Source organism: Streptosporangium minutum, assembly GCF_002149035.1.
Classification (GTDB): domain Bacteria; phylum Actinomycetota; class Actinomycetes; order Streptosporangiales; family Streptosporangiaceae; genus Streptosporangium; species Streptosporangium minutum.
This window is the reverse complement of the sequence record NZ_NGFP01000040.1, coordinates 1-25,376: the sequence shown is the minus strand read 5'-3', so window position 1 is coordinate 25,376 and position 25,376 is coordinate 1. Positions and strand designations below refer to the sequence as shown.

Annotated in this window: 13 protein-coding genes and 1 pseudogene; 5 read left to right on the top strand and 9 right to left on the bottom strand. The window is 68.6% G+C overall.

Annotated elements, in window-relative coordinates:
• Nucleotides 1–30 precede the first annotated feature (30 nt).
• Both CA984_RS11590 and CA984_RS11585 read right to left on the bottom strand, forming a co-directional pair.
• The gene (locus CA984_RS11590) at nt 31–3,963 is read right to left on the bottom strand and encodes a Pls/PosA family non-ribosomal peptide synthetase (RefSeq protein WP_086571145.1); all 3,933 of its coding nucleotides are present in this window, start codon (nt 3,961–3,963) and stop codon (nt 31–33) included.
• A 260-nt stretch (nt 3,964–4,223) separates the two neighbouring features.
• Nucleotides 4,224–4,532, bottom strand: a complete 309-nt coding sequence (locus tag CA984_RS11585) for a hypothetical protein (protein WP_133061634.1) — start codon at nt 4,530–4,532, stop codon at nt 4,224–4,226.
• Between the two features lie 854 nt (nt 4,533–5,386).
• On the opposite strand from CA984_RS11585, the gene CA984_RS11580 reads away from it, so the two are divergent.
• From CA984_RS11580 to CA984_RS11570, 4 genes are all read left to right on the top strand, one after another.
• The gene (locus CA984_RS11580) at nt 5,387–11,236 is read left to right on the top strand and encodes a DNRLRE domain-containing protein (protein ID WP_165781209.1); all 5,850 of its coding nucleotides are present in this window, start codon (nt 5,387–5,389) and stop codon (nt 11,234–11,236) included.
• Between the two features lie 140 nt (nt 11,237–11,376).
• Entirely contained in the window at nt 11,377–12,045 is a 669-nt protein-coding gene (locus tag CA984_RS11575) for a hypothetical protein (RefSeq protein WP_086571137.1), read from the top strand.
• Nucleotides 12,046–12,215: 170 nt separating this feature from the next.
• Entirely contained in the window at nt 12,216–12,356 is a 141-nt protein-coding gene (locus CA984_RS46025) for a hypothetical protein (protein ID WP_165781208.1), read from the top strand.
• 39 nt (nt 12,357–12,395) lie between these two features.
• Nucleotides 12,396–13,213, top strand: a protein-coding gene (locus CA984_RS11570; RefSeq protein WP_423229299.1) for an IS5 family transposase whose coding sequence is annotated in 2 segments (ribosomal slippage) — nt 12,396–12,743 and nt 12,746–13,213 — 816 coding nt in all. Because the reading frame shifts where the segments join, the coding sequence is not laid out codon by codon here.
• A 179-nt stretch (nt 13,214–13,392) separates the two neighbouring features.
• On the opposite strand, the gene CA984_RS11565 is transcribed toward CA984_RS11570, so the two are convergent.
• Both CA984_RS11565 and CA984_RS11560 read right to left on the bottom strand, forming a co-directional pair.
• Nucleotides 13,393–14,472 (bottom strand): DUF2332 domain-containing protein, encoded by a 1,080-nt coding sequence (locus CA984_RS11565; RefSeq protein ID WP_086571135.1) that lies wholly within the window; start codon nt 14,470–14,472, stop codon nt 13,393–13,395.
• Nucleotides 14,473–14,824: 352 nt separating this feature from the next.
• Nucleotides 14,825–16,966, bottom strand: a complete 2,142-nt coding sequence (locus CA984_RS11560; RefSeq protein WP_086571133.1) for an alpha-L-fucosidase — start codon at nt 16,964–16,966, stop codon at nt 14,825–14,827.
• 160 nt (nt 16,967–17,126) lie between these two features.
• Between CA984_RS11560 and CA984_RS11555 the strand changes: the two genes are divergently transcribed.
• Nucleotides 17,127–20,492 (top strand): PDZ domain-containing protein, encoded by a 3,366-nt coding sequence (locus CA984_RS11555; protein WP_086571131.1) that lies wholly within the window; start codon nt 17,127–17,129, stop codon nt 20,490–20,492.
• On the opposite strand, the gene CA984_RS11550 is transcribed toward CA984_RS11555, so the two are convergent.
• From CA984_RS11550 to CA984_RS46020, 5 genes and pseudogenes are all read right to left on the bottom strand, one after another.
• The gene (locus CA984_RS11550) at nt 20,489–20,761 is read right to left on the bottom strand and encodes a DUF2332 family protein (protein ID WP_086571129.1); all 273 of its coding nucleotides are present in this window, start codon (nt 20,759–20,761) and stop codon (nt 20,489–20,491) included. The two genes, CA984_RS11555 and CA984_RS11550, sit on opposite strands and share 4 nt — an antisense overlap.
• Nucleotides 20,762–20,901: 140 nt before the next feature.
• Nucleotides 20,902–22,857 (bottom strand): hypothetical protein, encoded by a 1,956-nt coding sequence (locus tag CA984_RS11545; RefSeq protein ID WP_207620822.1) that lies wholly within the window; start codon nt 22,855–22,857, stop codon nt 20,902–20,904.
• Complete coding sequence (locus tag CA984_RS11540; RefSeq protein WP_086571126.1) at nt 22,854–24,011, bottom strand: 5'-methylthioadenosine/S-adenosylhomocysteine nucleosidase family protein; 1,158 nt, start codon at nt 24,009–24,011, stop codon at nt 22,854–22,856. The genes CA984_RS11545 and CA984_RS11540 overlap by 4 nt, the downstream gene beginning before the upstream one ends.
• A gap of 1 nt (nt 24,012) precedes the next feature.
• The gene (locus tag CA984_RS11535) at nt 24,013–24,741 is read right to left on the bottom strand and encodes an NUDIX hydrolase (RefSeq protein WP_086571125.1); all 729 of its coding nucleotides are present in this window, start codon (nt 24,739–24,741) and stop codon (nt 24,013–24,015) included.
• A 136-nt stretch (nt 24,742–24,877) separates the two neighbouring features.
• Nucleotides 24,878–25,376, bottom strand: a pseudogene (locus tag CA984_RS46020) (hypothetical protein); the annotation flags it as partial.

The following is a 25,376-nucleotide window of genomic DNA, read 5'->3' as shown; positions in this document are numbered from 1 at the left end:
GCTACGTCCTGCGAGCCCATGCCGCGACCGTTACGCCCCGCGGGTCCACGCCGCGATCGGATTGCCGAACCAGCGCGTGCCCGGCGGCACCGACTCGCCGCGCATGACCAGGGACGCCGGTCCGACCGTGGTGTTCTCCCCGATCGTCGCCGCGGGCAGGACGACCCCGTGCGGGCCGAGCGTCGATCCGCCCTGCAGGACGACAGTATCGATGCTCATGACCCGGTCGTGGAACAGGTGCGTCTGCAGGACGCAGCCCCGGTTCACCGACACCCCCGCGCCGAGGGTGACCAGGTCGACCTCCGGCAGCCAGTAGGTCTCGCACCACACGCCGCGGCCGATCCGCGCGCCCAGCGAGCGCAGCCACAGGTTCAGCGGCGCCGTGCCCAGCCAGGCCTGGGCGAACCAGGGGGCGGCCAGCACCTCCACGAAGTTGTCCGCCAGCTCGTTGCGCCACACGAACGAGCTCCACAGCGGCCGGTCGCCGACCGCGATCCGGCCCAGCAGGACCCACTTGGCCACGGTGGTGACCGCCGCGGCGAGCACGCCCGCGCCGAGCAGCACCACGCCGCCCAGCAGCGCGGCGACCGCGAAGCCGTACGATCCGGCCAGCCACTCCAGGGCGGCCGCCACCAGCACGGCGACCGTCACCGTGCACATCGCGGGGACGAGCCGGCACACCTCGACGGCGGCGCGGGCGGCCTTCAACCGCCGCGGCGGGTCGTAGGTGCGGCTGCGGTCGCCGTCCTCGGCCGTACGGCGCAGCTCCACCGGCGGCATGCCGAGGTACGACGACCCCGCCCTGGCCTTCTTCGGCGCGGCCGACAGCACCGCGACCAGGCCGTCCTTGGGCACCTTGCGGCCGGGCGCGGTCATCCCGGAGTTGCCGAGGAAGGCGCGTTTGCCGATCCGCACGTGGTCCACCCGGAACCGCCCGCCGTCCAGCTCGTACGGCGCGACCATCGTGTCGTCGGCGAGGAACGCGCCGTCCCCGACGGAGGTCATCGACGGCAGGGCCAGCACCGTGGACAGCTCCACGTCCCGGCCGACCCTCATGCCCAGGGCGCGCAGCCACACGGGGGTGGCCATGCTCGCGTACAGCGGGAACAGCCAGACCCGCGCCATCGACATCAGGCGTCCGGTGGCCCACGCCTGCCAGGCCTGGCGGCTGTGCACCGGGTGGTGGCCGGCGTGCAGGCCGACCGCCAGCAGCCGCACCAGGGCCAGGATCACCAGGGCGAGGGCGGCCATCGAGGTGACGGTGGCGAGCGGCACGCCGTACAGGACGCCGGGCAGGGAGGTCGTGTCCCCGCGCAGGAGCAGGGCGAGGCCGGGGACGGCGGCGGCCGGCGGGACGAGGCTGAGCGCCAGCGCGGACATCCCGTAGACGGCCACCCAGCGCCGCGAACGGGGTGGCCGGTCGGCGGCGGGCGGGCGGGCCTTGCCCGTCCTGACGGCGGGCACACCCGCCCAGCGCTCCCCGGACGGCACCGCGCCCGCCACCGCCGAGCCCGGTGCCACCTGGGCGTTCTTGCCTATCCGCGCGCCCGGGAACAGGGTACTGCGAGCCCCGACCGTGGCGGCGGCACCGATCTTGATCTCGCCGACGTGCACCTGGTCGCCGTCGATCCAGTAGCCGCTCAGGTCGACCTCGGGCTCGACCGCCGCGTTCCTGCCCAGTTTGAGCATCCCGGTGATCGGCGGCGCCGAGTGCAGGTCCGCGTCGTGGCCGACCTGGGCGCCGAGCGCCCGGGCGTAGTGCGTGAGCCACGGGGCGCTGGACAGCTCGGCCACGCCGAGCCGTTCGGCGAGCCGCTCGGCGAACCAGAGCCTCAGGTGCGTGCCCCCGCCCCGGGGATAGGCGCCCGGCTTCAGCCTCCGCAGCAGCAGCCGTGCCGCGCCCGCGGTCAGCGCGATCCGCCCGGCGGGGGAGACGAAGAGGACGGCGCCCAGCAGCACCCACCACCACGAGACGGCCGGCGCCCACGCCATGCCGATCAGGTTGTTCAGCGCGGCCAGGACGACCACCCAGCGCAGCGCGCCGGCGGTGAGCAGCGGCACCGTGAGGAGCGCCTGCGCGACCGCGGCGCGGCGCGGCATCGGCGTGACGATCCGGTCGGTGGTCACGACCTCGGGCGTGTCCAGCGCGGACAGGTGCCCGGCGAGCCCGCGCAGCGTCGGGTGGTCGTAGACGTCACCGACGGTGACCGCCGGATAGCGGACCCGCAGCGCCGACACCAGCCGGGCCGCCGCGAGGCTGGTGCCGCCCTCGGCGAAGAAGTCGCCCTCGGTGTCGCCGAGGACGTCCTGCCAGCACCCGGCCACCCACGGGTCGACGCCGGGCCGCTCGGCCTTGTCGCGCTTGGGCAGCGGCCACGGCAGGGCGTCTCTGTCGATCTTCCCGGACGTGCGGGTGGGCAGCCCGTCCACCACGGCGATCCGCGGCACCAGCGCGGCGGGCAGCGCGTCCCGCAGCCGGTCCTTGGCCTCCTCCCGGTCGAACCCCTCGCCGGGCACGACGTAGCCGACGAGCAGCTGGTGTCCTCCGCCCGTCGTGCGCACCGCGGCCGCGGCCCCGGCGACCCCGGGCAGGGCCTGCAGGGCCGCGTCCACCTCGCCCAGCTCGATCCGGCGCCCGCCGAGCTTGATCTGCTCGTCGGCCCGCCCCACGAAGAGCAGCCCCTCCGGCTCGGCCCGCACCAGATCGCCGCTGCGGTAGGCGCGTTCCCAGCCCAGCGGGCCGAGCGGGGCGTATTTCTCGGCGTCCTTGACCGGGTCCAGGTACCGGGCGAGACCGACCCCGCCGATGACCAGCTCACCGATCTCGCCCATCGCGACAGGCTCGCCGCCCGCGTCCACCACGGCCAGATCCCAGCCGGCCAGCGGCAGCCCGATCCGCACCGGCCCGTCCCCGGTCAGCGGCGCCGCGCACGCGACCACCGTCGCCTCGGTCGGGCCGTAGGTGTTCCACACCTCCCGCCCCGGTACGGCCAGCCGCTCGGCCAGCTCGGGCGGGCACGCCTCGCCGCCGAAGATCAGCAAACGCACGTCGTCGAGCGTCTCCACCGGCCAGAGCGCCGCCAGGGTCGGCACCGTGGACACGATCGTGATGCCCATCTCGACCAGCCACGGCCCGAGGTCCATGCCGGTGCGCACCAGCGCCCGGGGCGCCGCGACCAGGCAGGCGCCGTGCCGCCAGGCCAGCCACATCTCCTCGCAGGAGGCGTCGAAGGCCACCGAGAGGCCGGCCAGCACCCGGTCGCCGGGGCCGATCGGCTCGCGGGCCAGGAACAGCTCCGCCTCGGCGTCCACGAACGCCGCCGCACTGCGGTGGGTCACCGCGACGCCCTTGGGCCTGCCGGTGGAACCGGAGGTGAAGATGATCCACGCGTCGTCGTCGGGCCCTGGAGGCCCGATCCCGGGTCGCGCCTGTCCCGCCGGCCCCGATCCCGCACGCGCGGACGGTGTCCGATCCCCGGGTCTCTCCGGCCCGGAGGCATCCGCTTCCGGCGGGGACGGGCCGTCGCTCTCCGGCGGCCCGCTCCAGCCGTCGAAGGTGACGATCTTCTCTCCCTCACCGACGACGGCCCGCACCCCGGCCTCGGTGAACACCAGCTCGGCCCGCTCGTCGGGGTCGTCGGCGTCCACGGGGACGTAGGCCGCGCCGGCGGTCAGCACGGCCAGGATCGCGACATACAGGCCGACGGTGCCCGAGGGCACCCGCACCCCGACGCGGTCGCCGCGCCCGACCCCGGCCTGCCTCAGTTCGGCGGCCAGCCGTACGACCTCGGCCCGCAGCCCGGCGTAGTCGAGACGGGTCCGTCCGTCGTCGAGCGCGGCGGCGTGCGGGTGCAGCAGGGTCGTCCGGTCGAGGATGTCCAGCAGCGTGCGGACCCGCGGCGCGACTCCTCCCGGAAGGACCGCCCGTGCCGGTAAGCCGATGTCCGCCGGTAACGCGCTCACGATTTCCCCACCTATCAGGCCACCCTGGCCGCACTGACAGCCTACGGTCCCCTCATGAACACGCTTTGTGACAAATACGTGTACGTCCGGTGAAAAGGCGCTGTCGTTCTTCAAGCGACGGCAGGCCGGGGCCCATGGGGAGATCCCGGATCGCGGCCGGCCGATCGCGGGGTGAGATCGCTCACCGAACGCCGCCCCCGGCGGCGCCGTCACAGGCCAGGGGTCACCCGTCCGAAGAGGCGCTGGACCGCCACGGCCACCTATATCGTCCAGTGGGCCACCGCGATGACGACGAAGGCGGCGATGAGCGGGGGGATCAGAGGCAGCAGCGCCAGTATCCGACGGCTGCCCAGACCGGCCGGCAGCCGGGACACCGCCCGGTACAGCGGGTTGCGCCGCTTGAGCGCCACCACAAGCAGCTGGCGTGCCGGGTCCATACCGGGGTCGAGTCGCAGGACCTCCCGGAACGCCCACACCGCGTCCCGGGCGCTGCCGAAGGCCAGGAGGACGCGCAAGACGCTCGGCGACGACGGCCTTCCCGACCACGACCGGATCACCGCCCTGCTCATCCTGCTCCATGCCCAGCCCGTCGGCGGGGGTCGTCCGGTTGACCGTCGAAGACGTCGCACGCGACGGAGACCAGATCCTCATCAACCTCGGCGACCAGCCCTCGCTCGTTCCCGAACCTTTCGCGGACTGCCGGCCGGCTACATCGACGCCCAGCAGAACACCGCCACCACGACCAACCGCGATAGCCGTCGGCTGTTCCATGGCTGCCGTGCGGGACAGCCGATGAACCCAACCATGATCCACAAATGCCTGAGCCAACTCGGGTTCCTCGCACGCGAGGACGGGCTGCCGCCATCGCCCCGCCGAATGCCTGCGCTGGGGGCGCGGCCGCCGCCACACCTAATGGCACTCATGTGACACGGTTTCGAGGTTGGACTGTAAACAGCCAGCGACTTAAAAGAAAGGAAGGCCAGCAGGTTTCATTTCGCTGCTATTCAACCCGTCATTCGGCTCGGTCGCAGATTGTAGCCGACCCGTTTGGCAGATATTGATCCCTCCGGGTTCAATCTTCGTTCATGATCAACAAAGTTGATGATCTATCTTTCTTTAAGTCGACTTTGCAAGTAATGTCCCGCATGCCGAATTCTTGTTCGAATGGCCCGCATGATCGTGCGGGTCACTCGCGTGCATGCAGGAGACTTGAGTGATCTTGACAACAGGAAGAGGAGGGCGATCGCCTTCCCCCTCCAACGGCAGGCGGCACAGACATCGGCTTGCGAACGCCACCGCCGCCACAATGGCCGCGACGGTGGTCATCAGCCTGGCTGCGGCACCGTCATGGGCCCAGCAAGAGCCGCCATCACCCCCTGCCCCAACCCAGTCGGCCCCCGCACCGAAGGGCGGCACGCCGGTCGTGGACAAGGTGGTGGAAGCCGCCAAGAAAAAAGCCCACGAAAGCGGCAAGCGGGTGGAGATCCCCTCCCGGAAGACCGAAAGCACGACGGTCTTCGCCAACCCCGACGGCAAAACCCTGCGGATGGAACTACACACCCAACCCATCCGGGTCAAGAAAGCCAAGGGCGAGGGCTTCACGCCGATCGACACCACCCTGGTTGAAAAGAACGGCGTCATCAAGCCCAAGGCCGTCAAGGGCGACCTGACCCTGTCCGCGGGCGAGAACACCGTCTTGCTGAAGAGCAAGACCGAGCGGGGCACTGCGGAGATCGCCGCTCCTGGCAAGCTGCCCGAGCCCAAGCTGACCGGGAGCACCGCCACCTACCCGTCCGTCTACGGCGAGGGCGTGGACCTGGTCGTCACCGCGACGGCGACGGGTTTCCGCCAGCGGATCGTGATCCGGGAGCGGCCGAGCGGTCCGATGACCTTCCGCCTGCCGGTGGACCTGCCCAAGAGCATGTCCTACGGCACGAACGCCACTGGGCAGCCGATCCTGCTGGCCGAGGACGGCAAGAAGACGGTCGCCGAGGTCCGGCCGGCGCTGGTGCTGGACGCCGTCGCCGCCGACCCGAACGGGCCGATCGACGCCGGCAAGGTCGGCAAGGCGCCCGTCAGCGTGGAGCAGGACGGCTCGGCTCTGGTGTTCACCCCCGATCCGGCGTTCCTGGCCGACCCCGCGGTGACCTATCCAGTCACCATGAACGCCGCCTCCTCGGCGTGGGTAGGTGCTGCGCTGGCCGATGACACCTTCGTCAACAGCCTGGACTATCAGGACGGCTGGTACAACAGCGATCTGGACCGGACGCTGGTCGGTAAATCCAACGGCGGAGCCGTCACCTGGCGTACCTATCTGAAGTTCAACGTGGCTGTTCCTGAGCTGGAGAACGCAGAGATCTACAACGCCGATCTGATGCTGTGGAACTACCTGTCTAACACCTGCGGATCACAGGTCGGCTCCGGTATCGTCGCCCGCCGGATTACCACACCCTGGGATGTCTACAACCTGACGTGGAACAATCAGCCATCCACCACCACCGAGTATCAGGTGGTCAACCCCGCTGCTTACAGCAGTAACTGCTCCTGGGGTGAAGGCGAGCTGCTCTACTCCGTTGAGGACATCGTCCGGAGCTGGGCTGGCAAGCTCGACCCTGACTACGGGTTCCAGCTCCGTGCCACGAGCGAGTCCGATGCCACCAACTGGCGCCGCTACCGCTCGAAGGAAGGAGGAAGCTGGAATCACGAGCCCAACCATGCCCCCATCCTCTTCATCGACTACACCCCTGCTGAGAAGGCCCTCGTCCACTTCTCGGAAAGCGGCCCGGAACGGACGACGGCACCGTCATACGCAGAGGCGTTGACTCTCTCCCAGGAGACCGAGGAAAGTGTCCCGGTCCTTCCAGCCGTCACTGAAAACGAGTTGCTGCAACTAGACGAGCAAGGTGGTGACCCGTATCCAGTCGAGTCGGAAAACCGGCAACCTCTTGAAGGTGAAGACTGGACCACCGTCGATCCTGAGATGGATGAGTTCGCGCCGAAGGTCATTGAGGTCAGTCCGCCGGACAAGGCAGTGGAGGTCGCGGTTGGCACCACGGTAAGAGTAACTTTTAATGAGCCGGTGACGGGCGTGCAGGTCTCCCTTAAAGATCCTGCTGGTACAGCGGTCGAGGGCACTTCGACAATAGACACCACTGGCAAAGCCGTCACGTTTACTCCAAATGAACCGCTATCTCCAGGGCTCCGGTACACCGCCGAGGCCAGCGAGGCGGAGGACGGTTCCGGTAATCTTATGGATCCATATCCTTGGTCCTTCACCACCGCAGGTGGCATCGCTGCGCACTGGCCGCTCGACGAAGGCGCAAACCGTAACGCCGCCGACTCGTCAGGTAATGATCATGACGCGACGCTGAACGACACTGCGACGTGGGTTGCCGGAAGGACCGGCAACGCACTGTCGAACACCCCGCCTTCCCAGCTGCGAGCCACCGCATCGCAGGAGGCCGTCAAGACTGGCAGGCCCGCCGAAGTCACGGGCGAGACCTCTGAGACCAGCATCACTTATGCCCAGCCTGACGGGAAGACGTTCACGACCGAGGTTGCCGCTGGTCCGGTGCGGGCCAGGCAGGGCGACAGGTGGGTGCCAATCGATGCCTCGCTGGCAGCGCAGGGAGGGGTGCTGAAGCCGAAGACGCTCGCGCATGGTGCCGCAGTGGAGGTTTCTACTGGTGGTACTGACGCGTTCGTGAAGATGACCGCCGATGGGCAGTCGTATGCGCTGCGATGGCCGACTGTGCTTCCCAAGCCGACTCTTAGCAAGAATGTGGCCACGTTCACCGACGCCGCTGGACGCGGCGCGGACCTGGTCGTGACCGTGTTGCCGACCGGGTTCCGGCACGATGTGGTGCTGCGCGAGCGGCCCGCCAGGCCGCTGGAGCTGCGGATCGGGGTGGAGACCGGCGGGCTGATCTTGACTGAGGACAAGGGCGGGCGCCTGTTGCTCACCGGCGGTAAGGGCAAGAAGCTGGTGGCATCCGCGCCGCAGCCGGTGATGTGGGACGCCTCCGCCGGGGCTCGCCTGGCCAGGGGTCGCCTGCCGCAGGCCAGGCACGCGAAGATCGCCACCGATGTGGTGACCAGGGACGGTCACACCGAGTTGGTGCTCAAGCCCGACCACGCCTTCCTGTCCGACCCGGCCACCACGTATCCGGTGCGGGTGGATCCGACCACCACGCTGCCGTTCAACCACGACGTGCAGGTCTCTACTGACGTCGACTTGCCGACCGACCCGACCGAGGCGTTCCTGATGGCCGGCACTCAGACCGGCAGCCGGAAGCTCCGGGTGCATCTACGCTTCGACACCGCCGCCCTGACCGGCGCCACGGTGAGCGACGCCAAGCTGTCGCTGAACAACATCGACGCGCCCAGCTGCGGCGCCGCGGTCGGCGCTGGCATCCAGGTGCGCCGCCTGACCGGCGCCTGGGATGAGAACAACCTGTCCTGGACCAACAAGCCGGCCTCCACCACCGAGGACGCCCAGATCAACAAGGCGGCGATCAACCAGGACTGCGCCACCTGGCCCGGCTCGATGGACTGGAACGTCACCGGCATCGCCCAGGACTGGGCCGGCGGCGCGGCCAACCACGGCGTGGTGCTGCAGTCGCCGACCGAGACCAACGTCGACAACTACCGGGTGTTCACCTCCTCCGAGGACACCGACTTCGCCACCCCGCCCAAGCTGACCGTCACCACCACCGGCCCGGCCTCCGCGCCGGCGATCAGCGCCCTGACCGTCACCCCGGCCCAGGTCGTGGCCGGCACCACGATGGTCACCTCGCTCACCCCGCAACTGACCGCCACCGTCACCGACACCATCGGCGGCACCCTGACCGGCCAGTTCGAGATCGAGCACGACCCGGCCGCCACCGGCCAAGGGACCGGCCAGATCTGGGTTGGCGCCTCCGCCGCGGTGACATCCGGCACCCAGGCCACGGCGGCCGTCCCGGCCGGGAAGCTGACCGACGGGTGGAAGGTGCGCTGGCGGGCCCGCGCGGCCAACACCGCCGCGTCGACCACTTCTGCGTGGTCGGCCTGGCAGATGGCCACCATCGACGTGCCCGGCCCGATCTCTGAGCCGACCGTGGGCGCGTTGCAGGTCACCCCTTCGACGGTGGTGGACGGCACCACCGTCACCTCCAGTCTCACCCCCAATCTGCTGGCCCAGGTGAGCGACCCGGCCGGCGGCAGCCTGCGAGCCGAGTACGAGATCGAGCACGACCCGGCCGTGACCGGGCAGGGCACCGGCCAGATCTGGACCGGAGCCGTCGACAACATCGCCTCCGGCACCCAGGCGAGCATCGCCGTACCGGCCGGGAAGCTGACCGACGGCTGGAAGGTGCGCTGGCGCGCCCGCGCCGTCGCTGGGCCGCTGTCCTCAGCCTGGCCGGACTGGCAGCAGGTCACGATCGACGTCGTCCAGCCGGGCGAGGAACCACTCGCGCGGACCGCCGGGCCGGTGATCCGCACCGATCAGAGCTTCACCGTCGCCGCCTGGCTGAAGTGGAGCGACAAGGACGGCAACTACACGGTTGTCGAGCAGAAGGGCACCCACCAGGCGCCGTTCCGCCTCGGCAACACCCCGGACCGCGGGCTGGTATTCACCTTCACCAGCGCCGACATCGCCGATGCGACGACCGAGGGCGTGTTGTCCGACGTCGAACCGCCGGTCAATGAATGGTTCCACCTCGCCGGCGTGTACAACGCCACAGCCAAGACCGCGACGCTCTACCTCAACGGCAGTCCGATCAAAACCGGACCGGTCAGTTTCTCCACATGGAACGCCGACACCGCCATGACGCTGGGCACCAGCATGCGCGGCGACCTCGACGATGCCCGGGTCTATCAGCGCCCACTCTCCGCCGACCAGATCACGAACTTGGTTGGGGTCGCATTCCAGCCCTTTGCCGAGCCGACGTCGCCTGCCCAGACAGAGGCGCTGGCCACAGGGGCATTTGACTACAAGCACATGTCCCTCGAAGCCTGTGAAGCGGAACGCGACGCGCGGACAGGAACCGGATTCAAATCCCGCGCCTGGGACCGGGCTACTCCCTACAGTGCGTGCTGGAGTCGCCATGAATATTTCATGATGTTCGAAATGGATAAGAAAACCGTCAAAACTTCGACCGGTACTCGCTATGAGAGAGTCAAAATGGAGACTGACGGCCAGCTCCACTTCGACGCAACAGTTGTAATCAATACGTACCTGGGCACCTCGACCGGTACGGGAATCGTTGGCGGAGGATCACTGGGACCGCGCAGCATCAAGGTCTTCACTAAGATTGACGATCTCGATGGCGGCGCGGACGAGGGTGTCGCCGACTGGTTCGAGTGCCTGCTGACCGGCTGCAGCGGCAAGTTCGAAGATGACGACCTGGACAGAGTCCTCGGCCTGCGCGTGGATGTGCAGGGCGGCACCAACGCGTGCACACTGACCTCAGGATCGGGCTATCAGGGCACGTTGAGGCGTGACAACAGAATCTCCCAGTGGCTGGCAGACTCCAGAGATGAATTCGTTCTCCAGTCGCACGCGGAGAGGGTCAGTAGCTGCACGATCCGTCCATGGATCACGTTCGACGACCCCACGCCAGGTATCGATCCCCAGTCCGTCGCATTATGGGGTCCTCCCGGCACGGTTTCGGGCGGCACCTCTGATTCCATGGCCAAGCGGCTGAACTCCCCGGCGGTCAAGTGCGACAACCTTCCGATGTGGAACAACAAGGGTGGATGTATCATCTCCGGAGCGAGCCGTATCTACGAGATGGCCACTCTCGATCTGGAGGTCGGCGCCGTCGCTCAGCACATCAACTTGGCCTTCACCACCCCGCAGAACACCGTGCCCTTGAAGGCAGGGAAGATTATTCCGGGAAACTGGGGGCGCTATGCGAACGGCACGCCTCGCGAGAAGCCGCTGCGGGAATCGCTGCATCGAATCCAGACCCATGTCGGCACAAAGCCGACCGTCAAATACAAGGCAAATGTGGACCGAAAGAACGAGATCTGCAAAGAGTTCTTTGAAGATCGTCGAACCAGGAAGAACGGGGAGACGAACGAGTTGAATCTGGAGGACTGCGACGAGTTCCCCTTCGCGTCAACCGAAGAAGGTGCGGCCTACGTTCATCCGCAGAACGGGGCCGACAACTTCTCGATACTGGCGCTCAATCATAAGCAGAATGAGGCGGCTGGGACGGACCTCAACGTTTTCTACTCGCGATATCGAGTTCTAGCCGGTGACCCGTTCTGGTTGTTGATCAAATAGTGGATCATGCGCCGCCGGGCCGGATATTATCATCCTGGCCCGGCGGCATCACTTCATATATCGAAAGGAAGAGAATGCGGCCGTCGGAACGCCTTTGGCACCTCCTCTGGAAATACGGAATGACAGTAGAATTCCGAGCCGTGTGGGTGGAGGGTATTGATCTTCCAGAGATCGGGCGCCGCCTGGGCGCGGATCTCCGCAGCGCGCAGCGCTGCGGTCTGATCGAGTTGATAGACGGGCTCTCGTACGGTGACGGGACGGCGGTGATCTGGGCCGATCGGTTGAACAACGACTGGATCCAGATCATCGAAGCTCAAGGGCGTGAATGCAGTTACGCCTTGACGGACCTGTCTGCTCGCGGAGGACAGGCCATGCGGATGGGCTGGGGACTGAACGGCATTGCCGATCTCGTTTATTCGGTGGATGGGGAGGAGACCACCGTCTTCAGTGTCACCGTCCCCGGCGAACGGTGGGGCAAGGCTCCCGGCGCGCTCGACTCCTACGCGGCTGGCCTGCGGTTTGACCTTGAGGACACGAGCTGGAAAACAGATCCGGACCTGCCGTCCGAATGGATGGCCTTCGCCGAATGGGCGGAATCCTCCCCGCTCAGCGAACAATCGGATGCGGATCTGGTTCTGCCGGAAGGGTGGTGGGACTTCTACGAGATGTCACTTAATGGATATGACCCGGCCGTGGCGACCTGCGTCACCTCGGCCCTGACGCTCATCGGAAGGATGACCGGCAGAGAGATCGACGACGCATGGCTTAGCGGTATCCATACCCGCCTCGCAATGCCCGTTGAGCTCTGATCTCCCGTTAGATAGATAATGGCCGTCGCTGCGATAGAGGCAGAGCCTGCGCGAACCAACCCATATGGAACAGGCCTCAGCTGCCCGAGAATGCTGACCGGGGTGGCGCCCCCGCTGCCTGCCGGCCGCGGAATACCCGTGAAGTTCCGCCCCAGCCCTGGCCGAACGGCGTGCTACCGTCAGTCCGGCCCAGCAAGGGCGGACTCCTCGCCCAGGTCATCAACACCGGTCTCGACCACCACCTCAACGCTGCAGGGGCCGGGGTCCGCATCACCACCAACCCGCTGTGCATCATTTTTCGCGGCACCTAACAGCGTGTCCTACATGGTGGGTGAGTCGTTGAACTCACCATGGACGGCGGGCAATGGGACTGGATCGTCCCAGCGGGGTTGTGGGAGATCGCGCGGCCGTTGCTGCCGGTGCCCCGGGTGCGCCCGCAGGGCGGCGGGATCGTCGGTGTCGCTGATGAGGCGGTGTTCGCCGCGATCGTCTACGTGCTGGTCAGCGGATGCTCCTGGCGGGCGCTGCCGCCGTGTTTCGGAGCCTCGAAGTCCACTGTGCATCGCCGGTTCTTGATCTGGTCGTGTGCCGGGGTGTGGGAGCGGTTGCACCAGGCCGTCCTGGACCGGTTGGCCGGTGATGGCCTGCTGGATGTGTCGCGCGTGGTGCTCGACTCGGCGCATGTGCGCGCCAGAAAGGGGGCGAACACACAGGTCCTTCGCCCGTGGACCGGGGTAAGCCCGGTTCCAGGCTGCACGGCCTGTCGGACGCGGCCGGACTGCCTCTGGTCGTCGGCCTGTCCGCGGCCAACGTCCACGACAGCCGCTGGTTGAAGCCGATGGTGCTCGCCCTCCAATTGAGACACAGCCCTGTGCAGGGCCGGTATCCCAAGATCGGCAAGCTCCACGCCGACAAGGCCTATGACCATCCTGAGCTGCGGCGATGTCTGCGCGGCAAGCGCATCGGGGTGCGTATCGCCCGCAAGGGCGTCGAGTCCAGCCAGCGACTGGGCCGCCATCGCCGGGTGATCGAACGAACTATCTCCTGGCTGTTCGGCTACCGGCGCCTGTCACCCCGTTACGAGCGTCACCCCTACGCCTACCTGGCCTTTCTCACCCTCGCTGCAGCCATGACCTGCCATAAGCGACATCTCAAACTCACTATGTAGGACACGGTCTAAACCGAAGGCACCACCGCCCTCACCCGCATTGCCGGAACCCTCCACGACCCGCCGGGCAAACCGAACTCCTCACCGCCTGGAGCACATGATTCACCGGTAATCTGCGGCGCCGGTTCGACGGACGGCTCGCGGGCACGGCGCGGGAGCCGGAGGTGAGCGGGCTGCTGTCAGGCGGTGGTGACCTCGCGGGCCGGGAGGCCGTGCGGGGGCGCCTCCGCCAGGACTTCCTCGGCCGCTCCGCCGAGCCGTACGGCCAGCCGGAAGCGGTGCCGCTCGCCGACCCTGCGCGGCTCGAAGGAGACATGGGCGAAGCCCGCCTCCGCCGTGGCGGCCTCCGCCAGCCGGTCCAGCTCCCGCTCCACCCGCGCCCACTCGGCGGCCGGGACGTACTGGCGCATGATCGAGTGCCAGACCACGGTGAGCGTGCCCGGCTCCGGCCGGACATCCGCCAGGAAGTCGGCCGCGCCGACGGCGTCGACCTCGGCCGGCACCCGGGCGGCCACCCGCAGGGCGCCGTCCAGCCGCGCGGCGCGGGCGGTCTGGTCCGGCCAGACGTATGCCCGCAGGGCAAGCGCGCCCTCTGGGGACAGCGGGTCGATGGGCGTCAGGTCACAGCCGCGCCGTTCGACGATCTCCAGGTCCGGCTGCCCGGCGGCGGCTCCGGCCAGCCAGGCGGGCGGGGCACCCCGCCAGGCGTCCTCCAGCAGGACCGGCGAGTCGGCCGGACCCCAGGCGAAGCCCTCGGAGACGTAGCGGAACCGGTCGGCGCGCAGGTTGAGCCCGGCGCTGGAGCCCAGCTCCAGCAGCCTGACCGGCGACGGCCAGGTCCGCGAGGCCCGCAGCAGTCCGGCGATCAGGAGATTGGCCCGGCCGACCTCGTTGGTCTGCGGCGGCCGGGTCATCCAGTCACGGACCCACTCCATCCCGGTGGCGACGGCGGCTCGGAAGGCCTGCCAGCAGGGCTCCGGTCGGTCCGGGTCGAAGACACCGCCCGTGCTGGGGTAGCAGGCGGCCAGGTCGGGCGCGCGGCCGGTGAGGGCGAGGGCGTGCACGCCGCCCAGCAGCCGCAGCGCCACGGCGTCGGGTCCGGGCGCGTCCCCGTATCCGGCGAGTGCCTGCGCGCAGGGACCCCCCTCGCGGACGTCCCGGGCCACCCGCTCCAGCAGGAACGCGTACAACGGTGAGCCGAGTTCGGCGCAGCCGCGCGCCTGGTGCTCGACCATGACGGCGGCACGTTCCTGGGACATCGGTTCCTCCTCGTCCGGGTACCGACGATCTTTCACCTGTGCCGTCGTGTGCGGCAGGGGCGAGCGGGGTGAATCGCGTCACGTGCGGCCGGTTCCGGCATTCACTCGCCGGCCGATCCAGATAGGGCTTGGTTACCCCGGGTAGGAGACGGTATGTCACCTGCTGCGGAGGTGAGGGAGGGTGACCCCTCAAGGACTGGAGGCCGCGCGGGCGCCTGCCGTACACGGGCAGCCGGGCGTTGCGGCGGGACACGAAGACCTCCGGTGAGGTGAAGACTCGACGCCTTCGCCTCACCGGAGGTCTTCGCTGTAGATCAAGCCCTGCTGTCGACAACGCTCCTGGTCAACACGCCTAGCCTCTGACCTGGACCTCGGCCAGGGACAGCGGGTTGGACGGCGAGGCGAGCTGGACCCTGACGTACCTGCCCCTGGTGCCCTCGGGCAGCTTGACCTTGCTCGGCGAGCCGGCCTGCTCGCCGACGTGCACGGCGGTCACGCCGGGCGCGGTGCGGGCCTGGTCCAGGTCGTCGGTGGTGAACGGCTGGTCGGAGGCCATCACCCAGAAGTCGTTCAGCCGGTCGGCGCAGCAGTCGAGCCGGTTCCAGACGTCCACGCTGTCCAGCGCGGCCGAGGTGCCGAGATCGACCTGCCACCAGGCCTGCTTCTCCGGCTCGGCGGTGTGCGTCGTCGTTCCGGAGCCCCAGTTGCCGTCGGTGTTGCCGTCGACGGCCCGGGAGGCCGGCGCGTCGTAGCCGGTGCTCTTCTGCGTGGCCGGCTTGCCGAGCGAGAGGTTGGGCCGGTCGACCGCCAGGGGCAGGGCGGTGGTCGTCCCCATGCGCCCGGTGCGCTGGTGCAGGCCCAGAGTGTGGGGGCCCGGCGCTACACCCGCGGGGGCGCTCACGCTGAGCGGCACCTTCACGCTCTCACCGGGACCGAGCGGGCGCACGCGGGGCGCCCCGAGCGTGGCCGTCCAGCCCTGCGGCACGGTGAGGGAGAGCTGGGTGGCCGGGGTGTGCCGCTTGCCCGGGTTGGTGACCGTGAGCTCGCCGCTGATCGTCTGACCGGGGGCGATCTCCTTTGCCAGGCTGGAGGAGGTGCGCAGCAGGCTGCGCACGCCCGGCGTCTCGATCTTGAAGACGTAGGCGTGCTTCCCGGTCTCCTGCGGGGTGTTCACCACGACGCGGCCCTGCTCGTCACGGCTCCACGACAGGCGCGCGCCGGAGCCGAGCATGGTGACGCGGGTGCTGTGGTCCACCGGCAGGTCGGCGCCGAGCGTGAGCTGCTCGCCCGGCCACTTCAGCGCCGTGGCGTACAGGGTGCCGTCCTTCACCGTGTAGCGGACGTCGTCGGGGCCGCCCTTCTCCTCGGCCCGGTTCCAGTACGTGGTGCCGTAGATCGCCTCGCCGTTGGCCTTGAGCCAGGCGCCGATGTCCAGCAGCCGCTGCCGCTGGATCTCGGGGATCGTGCCGTCGGCCTTCGGGCCGATGTCGAGCAGCAGGTTGCCGTTCTTGCTGACGATGTCCACGAGCGAGTCCACGAGCTGGTCGGAGGTCAGGTGGTCCTCCTCCGGCTCGTTCTGGTTGTAGCCGTAGGAGTGCGCGATGCCGCGGCTGGACTCCCACTTGACCGGGTCGATGTCCGGCTTGACGGCGTACTCAGGGGTCTGGAAGTCCAGCTCGGGACTGTCGAGGTTGCCGCTCTGGATCTTGCACCGGTTGGCGACCGCGACCTCCTTGCCGCTCTTGAGCGCCTTGTTGTAGTAGTCGGCGAGCACTCCGGCGGTGTTCCAGTAGGAGGCCGGTTTGTCCCACTGGCCGTCGCACCAGATGATGTCGGGGTCGTAGCCGTCGATGAGCTCGCGCATCTGCGGGAGCATGTAGTCCTTGACGTAGTCACCGCCGCTCGGTGCCCCGATGTACGGGATCTCCGCTCCCGTGTAGGGATTGGTCGCCGGCCGTCCGGTGTAGGCGGGGTTGTGCCACTCATAGAGCGAGTAGTAGAACCCGGCCTTCAGCTTGGCCTCGTCCTTGCGCGCCGCGTCGAACAGCTCCTTGGCCAGGTCACGGCCGGGTCCGAGCTCGACGCTGTCACGCCCGCTGGTCTTGCTGTCCCACAGGGCCATGCCCTCGTGGTGCTTGGAGGTCAGCACGAAGTACTTGGCGCCGGCGTCCTTGAACAGTTTGACCCAGTCGGCCGCGTCGAACTTCTCCGCCTTCCACTGCTGCAGGAAGGCGTCGTAGTTGAAGTCCTGGCCGTACGTGGCCTTGTGGTGGGCGTTCGTCGCGCTCCCGGGCGAGTTCATGTAGTTCCCGTACCACTCGGCGTAGCTGCCGCGCGGTCCCCACGCGGGCACCGAATAGGCGCCCCAGTGGATGAAGATGCCGAACTTGTCGTCGTTGAACCACCCGGGCACCGGATGGCTGTTCAGCGACTCCACTGTGGGCTCGTACGCAGGCGGCGTGTCGGCACTCGCGACAGGCTGCGTGGCGAACATAGATCCGATGATAAGGAGGCTAGTAGCGGGAGCTAAGAGCAGTTTCCGCCTCATGTGGGGGCTCCAGACGTTGATTGATCGGATGAAACGTAACCTTGGCGTGATCGCCTTCACAAGGGGGCTGTGTCAAAAATGAGGTGATCCACGACAGGAGACCCCTATGCGTCACGGCAAGCCCTGGCGGCTGCTCCTCGCGGCATGCGTCGCCGCGAGCGGGCTGACCGCCCTCACCCCCCTAGAGGCCCTGGCGGCCGACACCGTCTTCCATGTGGCCCCGCAGGGCGACGACGACGCCGCGGGCACCGAGGCGGCGCCGTTCAGGACGATCACGCGCGCCCAGCGCGCCGTACGTGAGGCACTGCCCACCGCGACCGGCCCGCTGCGGGTGCGGGTGCGGGGCGGCGTCTACTACCTCTCCGAGCCCCTCACCTTCACCCCCGCCGACTCCGGCGCCACCTACGAGGCGGCCGCGGGCGAGCAGGTCGTGCTCAGCGGCGGGCGCAGGCTCGCGCCCGCCTGGACCACCCACCAGGGCGCCACCCTGGTCGCCGACATCGGCAAGGACCTCGACTTCGACGAACTCTTCCTGGACGGCAAGCGGCAGGTCCTGGCCAGGTACCCGAACTTCGACCCCAAGGTCGAGGTGCTCAACGGGTACGCCGCCGACGCGATCTCCCCGTCGCGGGTGGCCGGCTGGAAGAACCCCGCGACCGCTCTGGTGCGCGGACTGCACCAGGGCGAATGGGGCGGCAACTCCTTCAAGGTGACAGGCGTCGACGGCAACGGCGACCCGAAGCTGCAGTGGGTGGGCGACAACAACCGGGGCAGCGGGCTGCACCCGCAGAAGCGCATGGTCGAGAACGTCCTGGAGGAGCTGGACGCGCCGGGGGAGTGGTTCTACGACAAGGCCGCGGGCAGGTTGTACCTCCAGCCTCCCGCCGGCGTCGACCCCGCGGCGGTCCGCGTCGAGACGGCCGAGCGGGAGGAGCTCATCCGCGTCGTGGGCGATTCACCCGCGTCACCGGTGCGCGACCTCACCTTCGCCGGATTCACCTTCACCCAGACGCACCGGACGCTGTTCAGCCGGCCGTACGAGAAACTGCAGCTGGGTGACTGGGCCATCGCCCGCGCGGGTGCGGTCTACCTCAAGAACACCAGAGGGATCACCGTCCGTGACGCCCGCTTCGACCAGGTCGGCGGCAACGCCGTCTTCATGGACGGGTACGCCGAGGGCAACGTCGTCTCCGGCGGCGACTTCCGTGACTCCGGGGCGAGCGACATCGCGGTCATCGGCTCCCACGACGCCGTCCGGGAGCGCTCCACCTGGGATGCCATGCGGAGCACCATCACCGACACCACGCCGGGCCCGAAGACCGAGGACTACCCGCGCGACATCACGATCACCGGCAACTACCTGACCCGCAACGGGCGCTTCGAGAAGCAGACCTCCGGCGTGCAGATCTCGATGAGCCGCCGGGTCACGGTCTCCGGCAACACCGTGCACGACGGGCCGCGCGCCTGCGTCGACATCAACGACGGCACCTGGGGCGGGCACGTCATCGAGGACAACGACATCTTCGACTGCGTCAAGGAGACCTCCGACCACGGGCCGATCAACTCCTGGGGCCGCGACCGCTTCTGGCCCCTGAGCGCCGGTGACGCCGTGAAGAAGGACTACGCCAAGCTTGACGCGATGGAGACCACGAAGATCCGGCACAACCGGATCTGGCACTCCTCCCACTGGGACGTCGACCTCGACGACGGCTCATCCAACTACGAGGTCACCGGTAACCTCCTGCTCAACGGCGGGGTGAAGCTGCGCGAGGGCTTCTTCCGCACGGTGCGCGGCAACGTCTTCGTCAACGGCGGCGGGCACTTCCACGTCTCCTACGCCGACAACGGCGACGTCGTCGAGAAGAACATCTTCGTCACCGACGACCCCTACGACTTCATCCAGAGCGATCCGTCCACCTCCAAGACCGCCTACGACGACAACCTCTTCTGGAACAACGGCAAGCCCGTCGCCGACATCACCGACGCCTGGCGCGCCCGCGGCCTCGACACCCGCTCGATCGTCGGCGACCCCCTGTTCGAGGGGGCGAGCCCCTACGCCGATCCGGCCAAGCTCGACTACTCCCTCAAGGCCGGCTCCCCGGCTCTGGCGCTGGGCTTCAAGCCCTTCGCGATGACCGGATTCGGCAAGCCGGGCTCGCCCACGCCGCCGCCGCTCACCTGGCGCAAGCCGGACACCGGCATGACGATCGGCAACCTGGCCGAGCCGCTCATGGGCGCGACGGTCACCGAGATCCACAGCGACGAGGTGAAGTCCTCCGTCGCGCTCACCGACTACGACGGCCTGTTCTTCGCCGCCGTGCCCGCCGACTCCCACGCCTGGCGGCAGGGGCTGCGCACCGGCGACGTCATCAGGGAGATCGCCGACGTCAAGGTGAGCGACCGCAACAGCTTCTGGAAGGTCTACAACCGCACTCCCGCCGGACAGCCGACGGCGCTGAAGGTCTGGCGCAACCAGGCGCTGACGGACTTGAGCCTGACCAAGGCCGCCGGCGTGGAGACGATCGACAACGTCTCCGGCGTCACCTACACCGGCACCGGCTGGGACTGGAAGAACGACCAGCGCGGCGGCGCCGGATCCACCCTCGACGACCTGCACGCCACCCAGACCGACGGGGACGCCTTCGAGCTGGCCTTCCACGGCACCGGCGTCGAATACATCGCCCAGGTCAACTCCGACGAGGGCAAGGTCGACCTCTACCTGGACGGCAAGCTCGACACCACCATCGACAACCAGAACCCGACCCGCGAGTACCAGAAGGTCGTCTACACCAAGACCGGCCTGGCACCGGGGCCGCACACGCTCAAGGGAGTGAAGAAGGACGGCTCCTACTTCATCGTCGACGGCTTCAAGATCCACACTGCTCCCGGGGGCGACGGCGAGGCGCCGGTGACCACCGCGTCCGAGGTGCCCTCAGGCTGGGCCTCCCAGCCCGTGCAGGTGACACTGACCGCCTCCGACGCGGGCACCGGCGTGGAGCGGACCGAGTACCGCCTCGGCGACGATTCCTGGCGGGCCTACACCGGTCCCGTGCGCGTGGACCGCGAGGGGGAGAGCGTGCTGACCTTCCGCAGCGTCGACCGGGCCGGCAACGTCGAGAAGCCCCGATCGGTCACCGTCAGGATCGACACGATCGCTCCCACGCTGACCGTCACGCCCAGCCCCGACCGGTTGTGGCCGCCGAACCACAAGCTCGTGCCGGTGGACATCTCGCTGAAGGCGGCCGACGCCGGTCCCGTCACGGTCACCCTGGTCTCGATCACCAGCTCGTCGGCCGGGGTGGAGGACGACGTCCGCGGTGCTTCGTACGGCACGGCCGACACCTCCTTCGCGCTGCGTGCGGAGCGGGACGGCGGGTCGGCTCGGGTGTACAGGATCACGTATCGGGTGGTGGACCGGGCGGGCAACGCCGCTGTGGCCCACACCCAGGTGACCGTACGGCGGGCCGCCTAGGTTTCCGGCAAGGCGGCCCGGAGCTTCCGGGCCGCCTTGCCCTTCCCCCGCCGGCGCGGGGCGAGGGCGTGCACACCGCCCAGCAGCCGCAGCGCCACGGCGTCGGGTCCGGGCGCGTCCCCGTATCCGGCGAGCGCCCGCGCGCAGGGACCCCCCTCGCGGACGTCCCGGGCCACCCGCTCCAGCAGGAACGCGTACAACGGTGAGCCGAGTTCGGCGCAGCCACGCGCCTGGTGCTCGACCATGACGGCGGCACGCTCCCGGGACATCGGTTCCTCCTCGTCCGGATACCGACGGTCCTCCACCTCGCGGCGGGCCGTACGGCAGAGCCCGGAGGGGTGAGCCTCGTCACGCGCGATCCATTCGGGTGGTCAGGCCGCAGGGCTCCGGGCAGCGGTCGTGGGGTTCCTCACGCGGCCCCTTTCGCGTCGGTGTTGCGGATCCACTCCTTTCCTTCTGCGGCGATTCCCTCAAGGACGTGGAGGGTGTGGTGAATGCCGGAGGCGTCCAGCGTCGCCTCGGACACCGTTCCGGGGAGCTCTCCCTGCTGGAGTTCTTCCATTCCCGGTTCCAGCACCCGGAGCCTGACATCCTCACCGTTGACGAGCGTGAGCTCGAAGGTCCGCCCTCCGTCGTCCGCCTGGCTCACCCGTACAGCCGCGACCACCTCGAAACGGTAGTTGGCCCGCTGCCGGACGTGGAGCGAACCTCGCTCGACGTCCAGTGTGGCGGTGAGCTGGCGAATTCCGTCTGCGGTGAGAAGGAACAGGAGAAGCTGGTACTTCTTGTAGCGCCAGGGACCGCCCCGCACCCGTGCGCGTGCACTCGAGGCGGGCGCTTCGATGAAGGCGTGGGCGATGACGTTGCTCATTTTCAGCCGGTAGTGCCGCAACGCCTTGTTCAGCAGCATTTTCCGGTCGCAGTCCAGCCAGGTGGCCATTTCCCCGTCCCCGGGCTTGTCGGCCAGTTTCGCCCGCCACCGGGTGAAGGCCGCCTCGTCGGCCTTCTGGTTCTGCTCGTATTCGAGTGCGTCGGCGGCATGCCGCCGACGTTCCAGGACGATGCGCAGCCAAGCACGAGCGGCGATCCATCCACCTGCCGCCACGAGGAGTGCCGAGCGAGCCGCGCTCAGAGGATCGGCCGACACCGCGCCGCCCATCGCCCAGATCCCTCCGGCGACGAGGGCTGCGAACCCGAGGACCGCCACCGCTTTTGTCGTCGGAGGCGTGGCGAGCTCCTCGCGGTAGCTCCAGAGCGTGCCCTTCTCCCAGTGCGCTCTGACCTCGCCGACCCGGTGCCGGATCAGCCAGGCGAACCTCTCGGCACCGACCCTCGTCTCCCGGTAGACCTCGACCACCTCGTCGCGCATGCTCCTGCGGATCCCCGCCGTGGCGGCCAGCCAGACCTCGCGGTCCACGCCGCGTGGAACATATTTGGCGAAGTAGTAATCGAAGCGCCGGTCCACATTCCGTACGAAGCCGCCGGGTGGCGCGTTGCTTTCACGCTGCCGGGCTGTCCCGTACGTCTTGTCCTTCGCGCGGCGCCGTACGACGCGGAAGCGCCACTCCGCGCCGTCGCGCGCGCAGAAGAAGCCGCCGATGACGCTCAGCAGGTAGGCGAGGAGCGCGGAGATCCGGCCGGCCTGGACCAGCAGGTAGCCGATGTGGACCGTCGCCGCGGCGAAGACGGCCGTCGCCGCCACCGCCTGGACCCAGATGGACGGGGGAATCACGACCGGCCGCGGTTCGCGGGCCCGAGGCCTGGCCGGAGTCGGCTGGAAGAACTTCCAGACCCGATCCACCCGGCTACCGGCCATTCGCTCCGCTTCGGCCAGTGTCCAGGCCTGTCGCCACACCTGGTCCTTGAGTGGTCCCTCAAGGAACGACTCCAGGTGCCGCAGGATCAAGGTGTGCTGGCGGGCGCCGAGCGCGTCTATCTCCTTCGTCAGGACACGGAGGTCCGCCTCGGGGCGCTGCGCGGAGTCCAGCAGGCGGTGAACGACCGTCAGCCCTTCCGCCCACTCGTCGTCACCGGTGACGGGCCGCCTGCTCTGCGCGTTCCCAAGCGCGGCGACCTCCTCCTTGGACAGTTCGCGCCGCGTCCTGCCGCTCACCAGAGCGAGCAGGCGGTAGAAATGGGCTCTGTCGGTGCTGTAACCATTCATGACGGCTTCGTCGATGAGCGTCCATGCCCGTCCTGTCCTACCACCGTCGAGGAAACGGACACCGAGCTCGAACTTCTCCTCGGGAGAGGCGTCCGCGGACATCATGTAGGTGTGGACGTCGCCGTGGACCGTTCCCGCCTGCACACCGATGTGCGCGGAATCTTCGGCGATGTTCGTCGTGGAGGTGCCTGGCGCCGTCACGACAAGCCTTGGGCCAGGCCGATGATGATCGCCAGCTCTGCGGCCAGCTCCGCCACATCGCCGATGAGCCCGCGCAGTTTCTTGAGCGCGAGCGTCAGCGTGCCCCTGCTCTGCGGGGTGTCCGTCTCCAGCGCCTTGTCGGCCACGGCCAGCTCCACTTCCGCCGCCGCGTAGGTGTCCTCGTCCAGGTGGCCGGCGGCCCGCGCCCGCTGGAGCCGGGTGTGGAAACCGGCGAGCGCCTCCGCCAGATCGACCGGCGGGGACGGCTCCGGGGTGATCCGGATTCCGCCGTACACGGTGCCGGCCTGCACTCCCACCCGCGCGTTCCCCTTTGCGACGTTCCTGGTCGTCTCGGGCATCGCCGGCTCCCTCGTCTCCGTTGTCGTGCGCCGAGCGTCGTCTCGCGCCTCGGCGGTCAGTTCCTCGGCCAGGGACACGGCGAACGCCGCCGCGTTGGCCACCGCTCGTTGCTGCCACCGCTCGCGATCGGTGGTCTTCTTGGTGCCGTCGGCCCAATCGCTGATGCCCCGGACCACGACCACCGGCAGCGACCGGTTCAGATGCCCGGCCTGCGCCACACCGGCGCCCTCCATCTCGATCGCCTGTGCGTCGTTGTAGTGCTCCCGAATCCAGCGGGCGTGCGCGGAAACCCTAGAATTCAGCACCACCTCGCCGGCGGCGATCGGCCCGAAGCGCACCTCGCAGTCCCGGCTGCCGGTGGGAAGACCACGTTTCCAGGAGCCACTACGGGCGATGTGCCGGGCGATCTGGTCGGCGCCGTGCGAGATCTCCCAGCCGCGGGGACGACTCTTGAGCCCGTCGTCCTCACTCGTTCCGCCGTGGTACGCGTAGACGCGCGTCGCCACCACCACGTCTCCGAGGGCGATGTGGGAGTACAGGGCGCCCGCCACGCCCACGAAGAGCAGGGCGGCCGGTCTGAACGCGTTGATGGCGCGTTCGGCCAGCACCGCCGCGGCCTGGTTGCCCGTGCCCACGTGAGCCAGGGCCACCCGGCACCGGCCGTCCGCGAGCCGGCCGACCTCGAAGCGGGTGCCCTGCGGATGCCAGTGCGGACGTGGATCGACCAGCTTCTCGCGGACAGCCTGATACTCCAGGTCCAACGCTGTGAGGATCACGATCGGGGGGCGGTTCACGTCACTGCTCCTTCGTGTTCGATGACTCGGACGGCCGGACCATCGGTGGGTACAAGACCTCGCACTGGCCGGCTTTGAACAGCCGGGCCGGCCGCCCGGTCGCGGACTTCCGCGCCGAACCGGCCGGGACGATGAATCCATCGGTCTTCTGGACCTTGCGATAGAAGTTGCGGGGATCGAGCGGGATCCCCCACACCGCCTCGTACACCTCCTGAAGCTCGGTGATCGTGAAGATCGGCCCGCAGAAGGCCGTCGCGAGCGCGGAGTGTTCAAGCTTGACTCGAGCGCGTTCGACACCGTCCTCGACGATCCGCCGATGGTCGAAGGCGAGCTTCAGATCTCCGGAAAGCACGTGATCGACCGGTTGCCATCTGGCGTCGGCCGCGTCCGTTCCGGCGATCGGCTCCGGCAGGCGCGGCGCGATCGCCAGATAGGCCACCGACACCACCCGGCCGCGCGGGTCACGGCCGGGCTCGCCGTACACGCCCGACTGCTCCAGACGCAGGGTCTCGACGTCCAGGTCGGCCTCCTCGGACAGCTCCCGGTGAGCTGCAGTGATGAGGTCCTCCTCGGGGTGCTGAAGAAAACCGCCGGGTAGCGCCAGGTCGCCCTTGTACGGCTCGACACCGCGCTCGACGAGCAGCACCTGTAAGCGCGACTCACGCAACGTCAAGATCACAAGGTCGACGGTGAGAAGGACGGGCGGCGGCACCCAGCGGTCGTCGGTCATACGACGAGAGTAGCTTTTTGTCAGCATGACAGAAAGGGGTGTCGCGGTGGCGTCTCGAGTACCTCTGCTGTCGCCGCCGGTCCGCCGTGGGCTGAGGTGCGATCCGCCCTGGCTCCCCGGGGTGTGGCCTCGCGGGTCAGCGGCGGGTGAGGGTCCAGGGGCCGTCGGCCTTGACGGTGATCAGGCGGGTGCCGGTGGGCAGCAGGGCGTTGCCCTTGTAGCCGCCGATCTTGTTGAACAGCAGGTCACCGTAGGAGCCGACGCGGGTGTAGCCGAAGACGATGAAGTTGCCCTCGCCGTTGTGGGCGGCGCGGACGGTGCGCAGGCCCCGGGTGGGGGAGAGCTTGAGCACCTGGTCGCCGTCGCCGCGGATGGTCCCGGCACACCAGCAGCGGGCCGTGGTCACCGGCTTGAACCGGGCGGTCCAGGCGCCGTCGGCCTTGATCTCCAGTGCCGCGGTGCCCTTGCCGCCGTAGGTGTTGTACAGCACGGTGCCGTCGTAGGAGCCGATGGTGTTGACCAGGAGCTCCGCCTTCTTCCCCGCCGGATTGATCGTGTGAACGATGAAGTTGGCCTCGCCGTCGTGGCTGAACTCCAGCAGACCGGGGGTCTTGGTGACGGCGACGCGGATGACC

What these genes read in the sequence shown, in the direction of transcription:
- CA984_RS11565 (WP_086571135.1), bottom strand. Translation starts at nt 14,472, where the DNA reads ATGTCCCAGGAACGTGCCGCCGTCATGGTCGAGCACCAGGCGCGCGGC.
- CA984_RS11550 (WP_086571129.1), bottom strand. Translation starts at nt 20,761, where the DNA reads ATGTCCCGGGAGCGTGCCGCCGTCATGGTCGAGCACCAGGCGCGTGGC.
- CA984_RS11585 (WP_133061634.1), bottom strand. Translation starts at nt 4,532, where the DNA reads ATGAGCAGGGCGGTGATCCGGTCGTGGTCGGGAAGGCCGTCGTCGCCG.
- CA984_RS11560 (WP_086571133.1), bottom strand. Translation starts at nt 16,966, where the DNA reads ATGTTCGCCACGCAGCCTGTCGCGAGTGCCGACACGCCGCCTGCGTAC.
- CA984_RS11535 (WP_086571125.1), bottom strand. Translation starts at nt 24,741, where the DNA reads ATGACCGACGACCGCTGGGTGCCGCCGCCCGTCCTTCTCACCGTCGAC.
- CA984_RS11555 (WP_086571131.1), top strand. Translation starts at nt 17,127, where the DNA reads ATGCGTCACGGCAAGCCCTGGCGGCTGCTCCTCGCGGCATGCGTCGCC.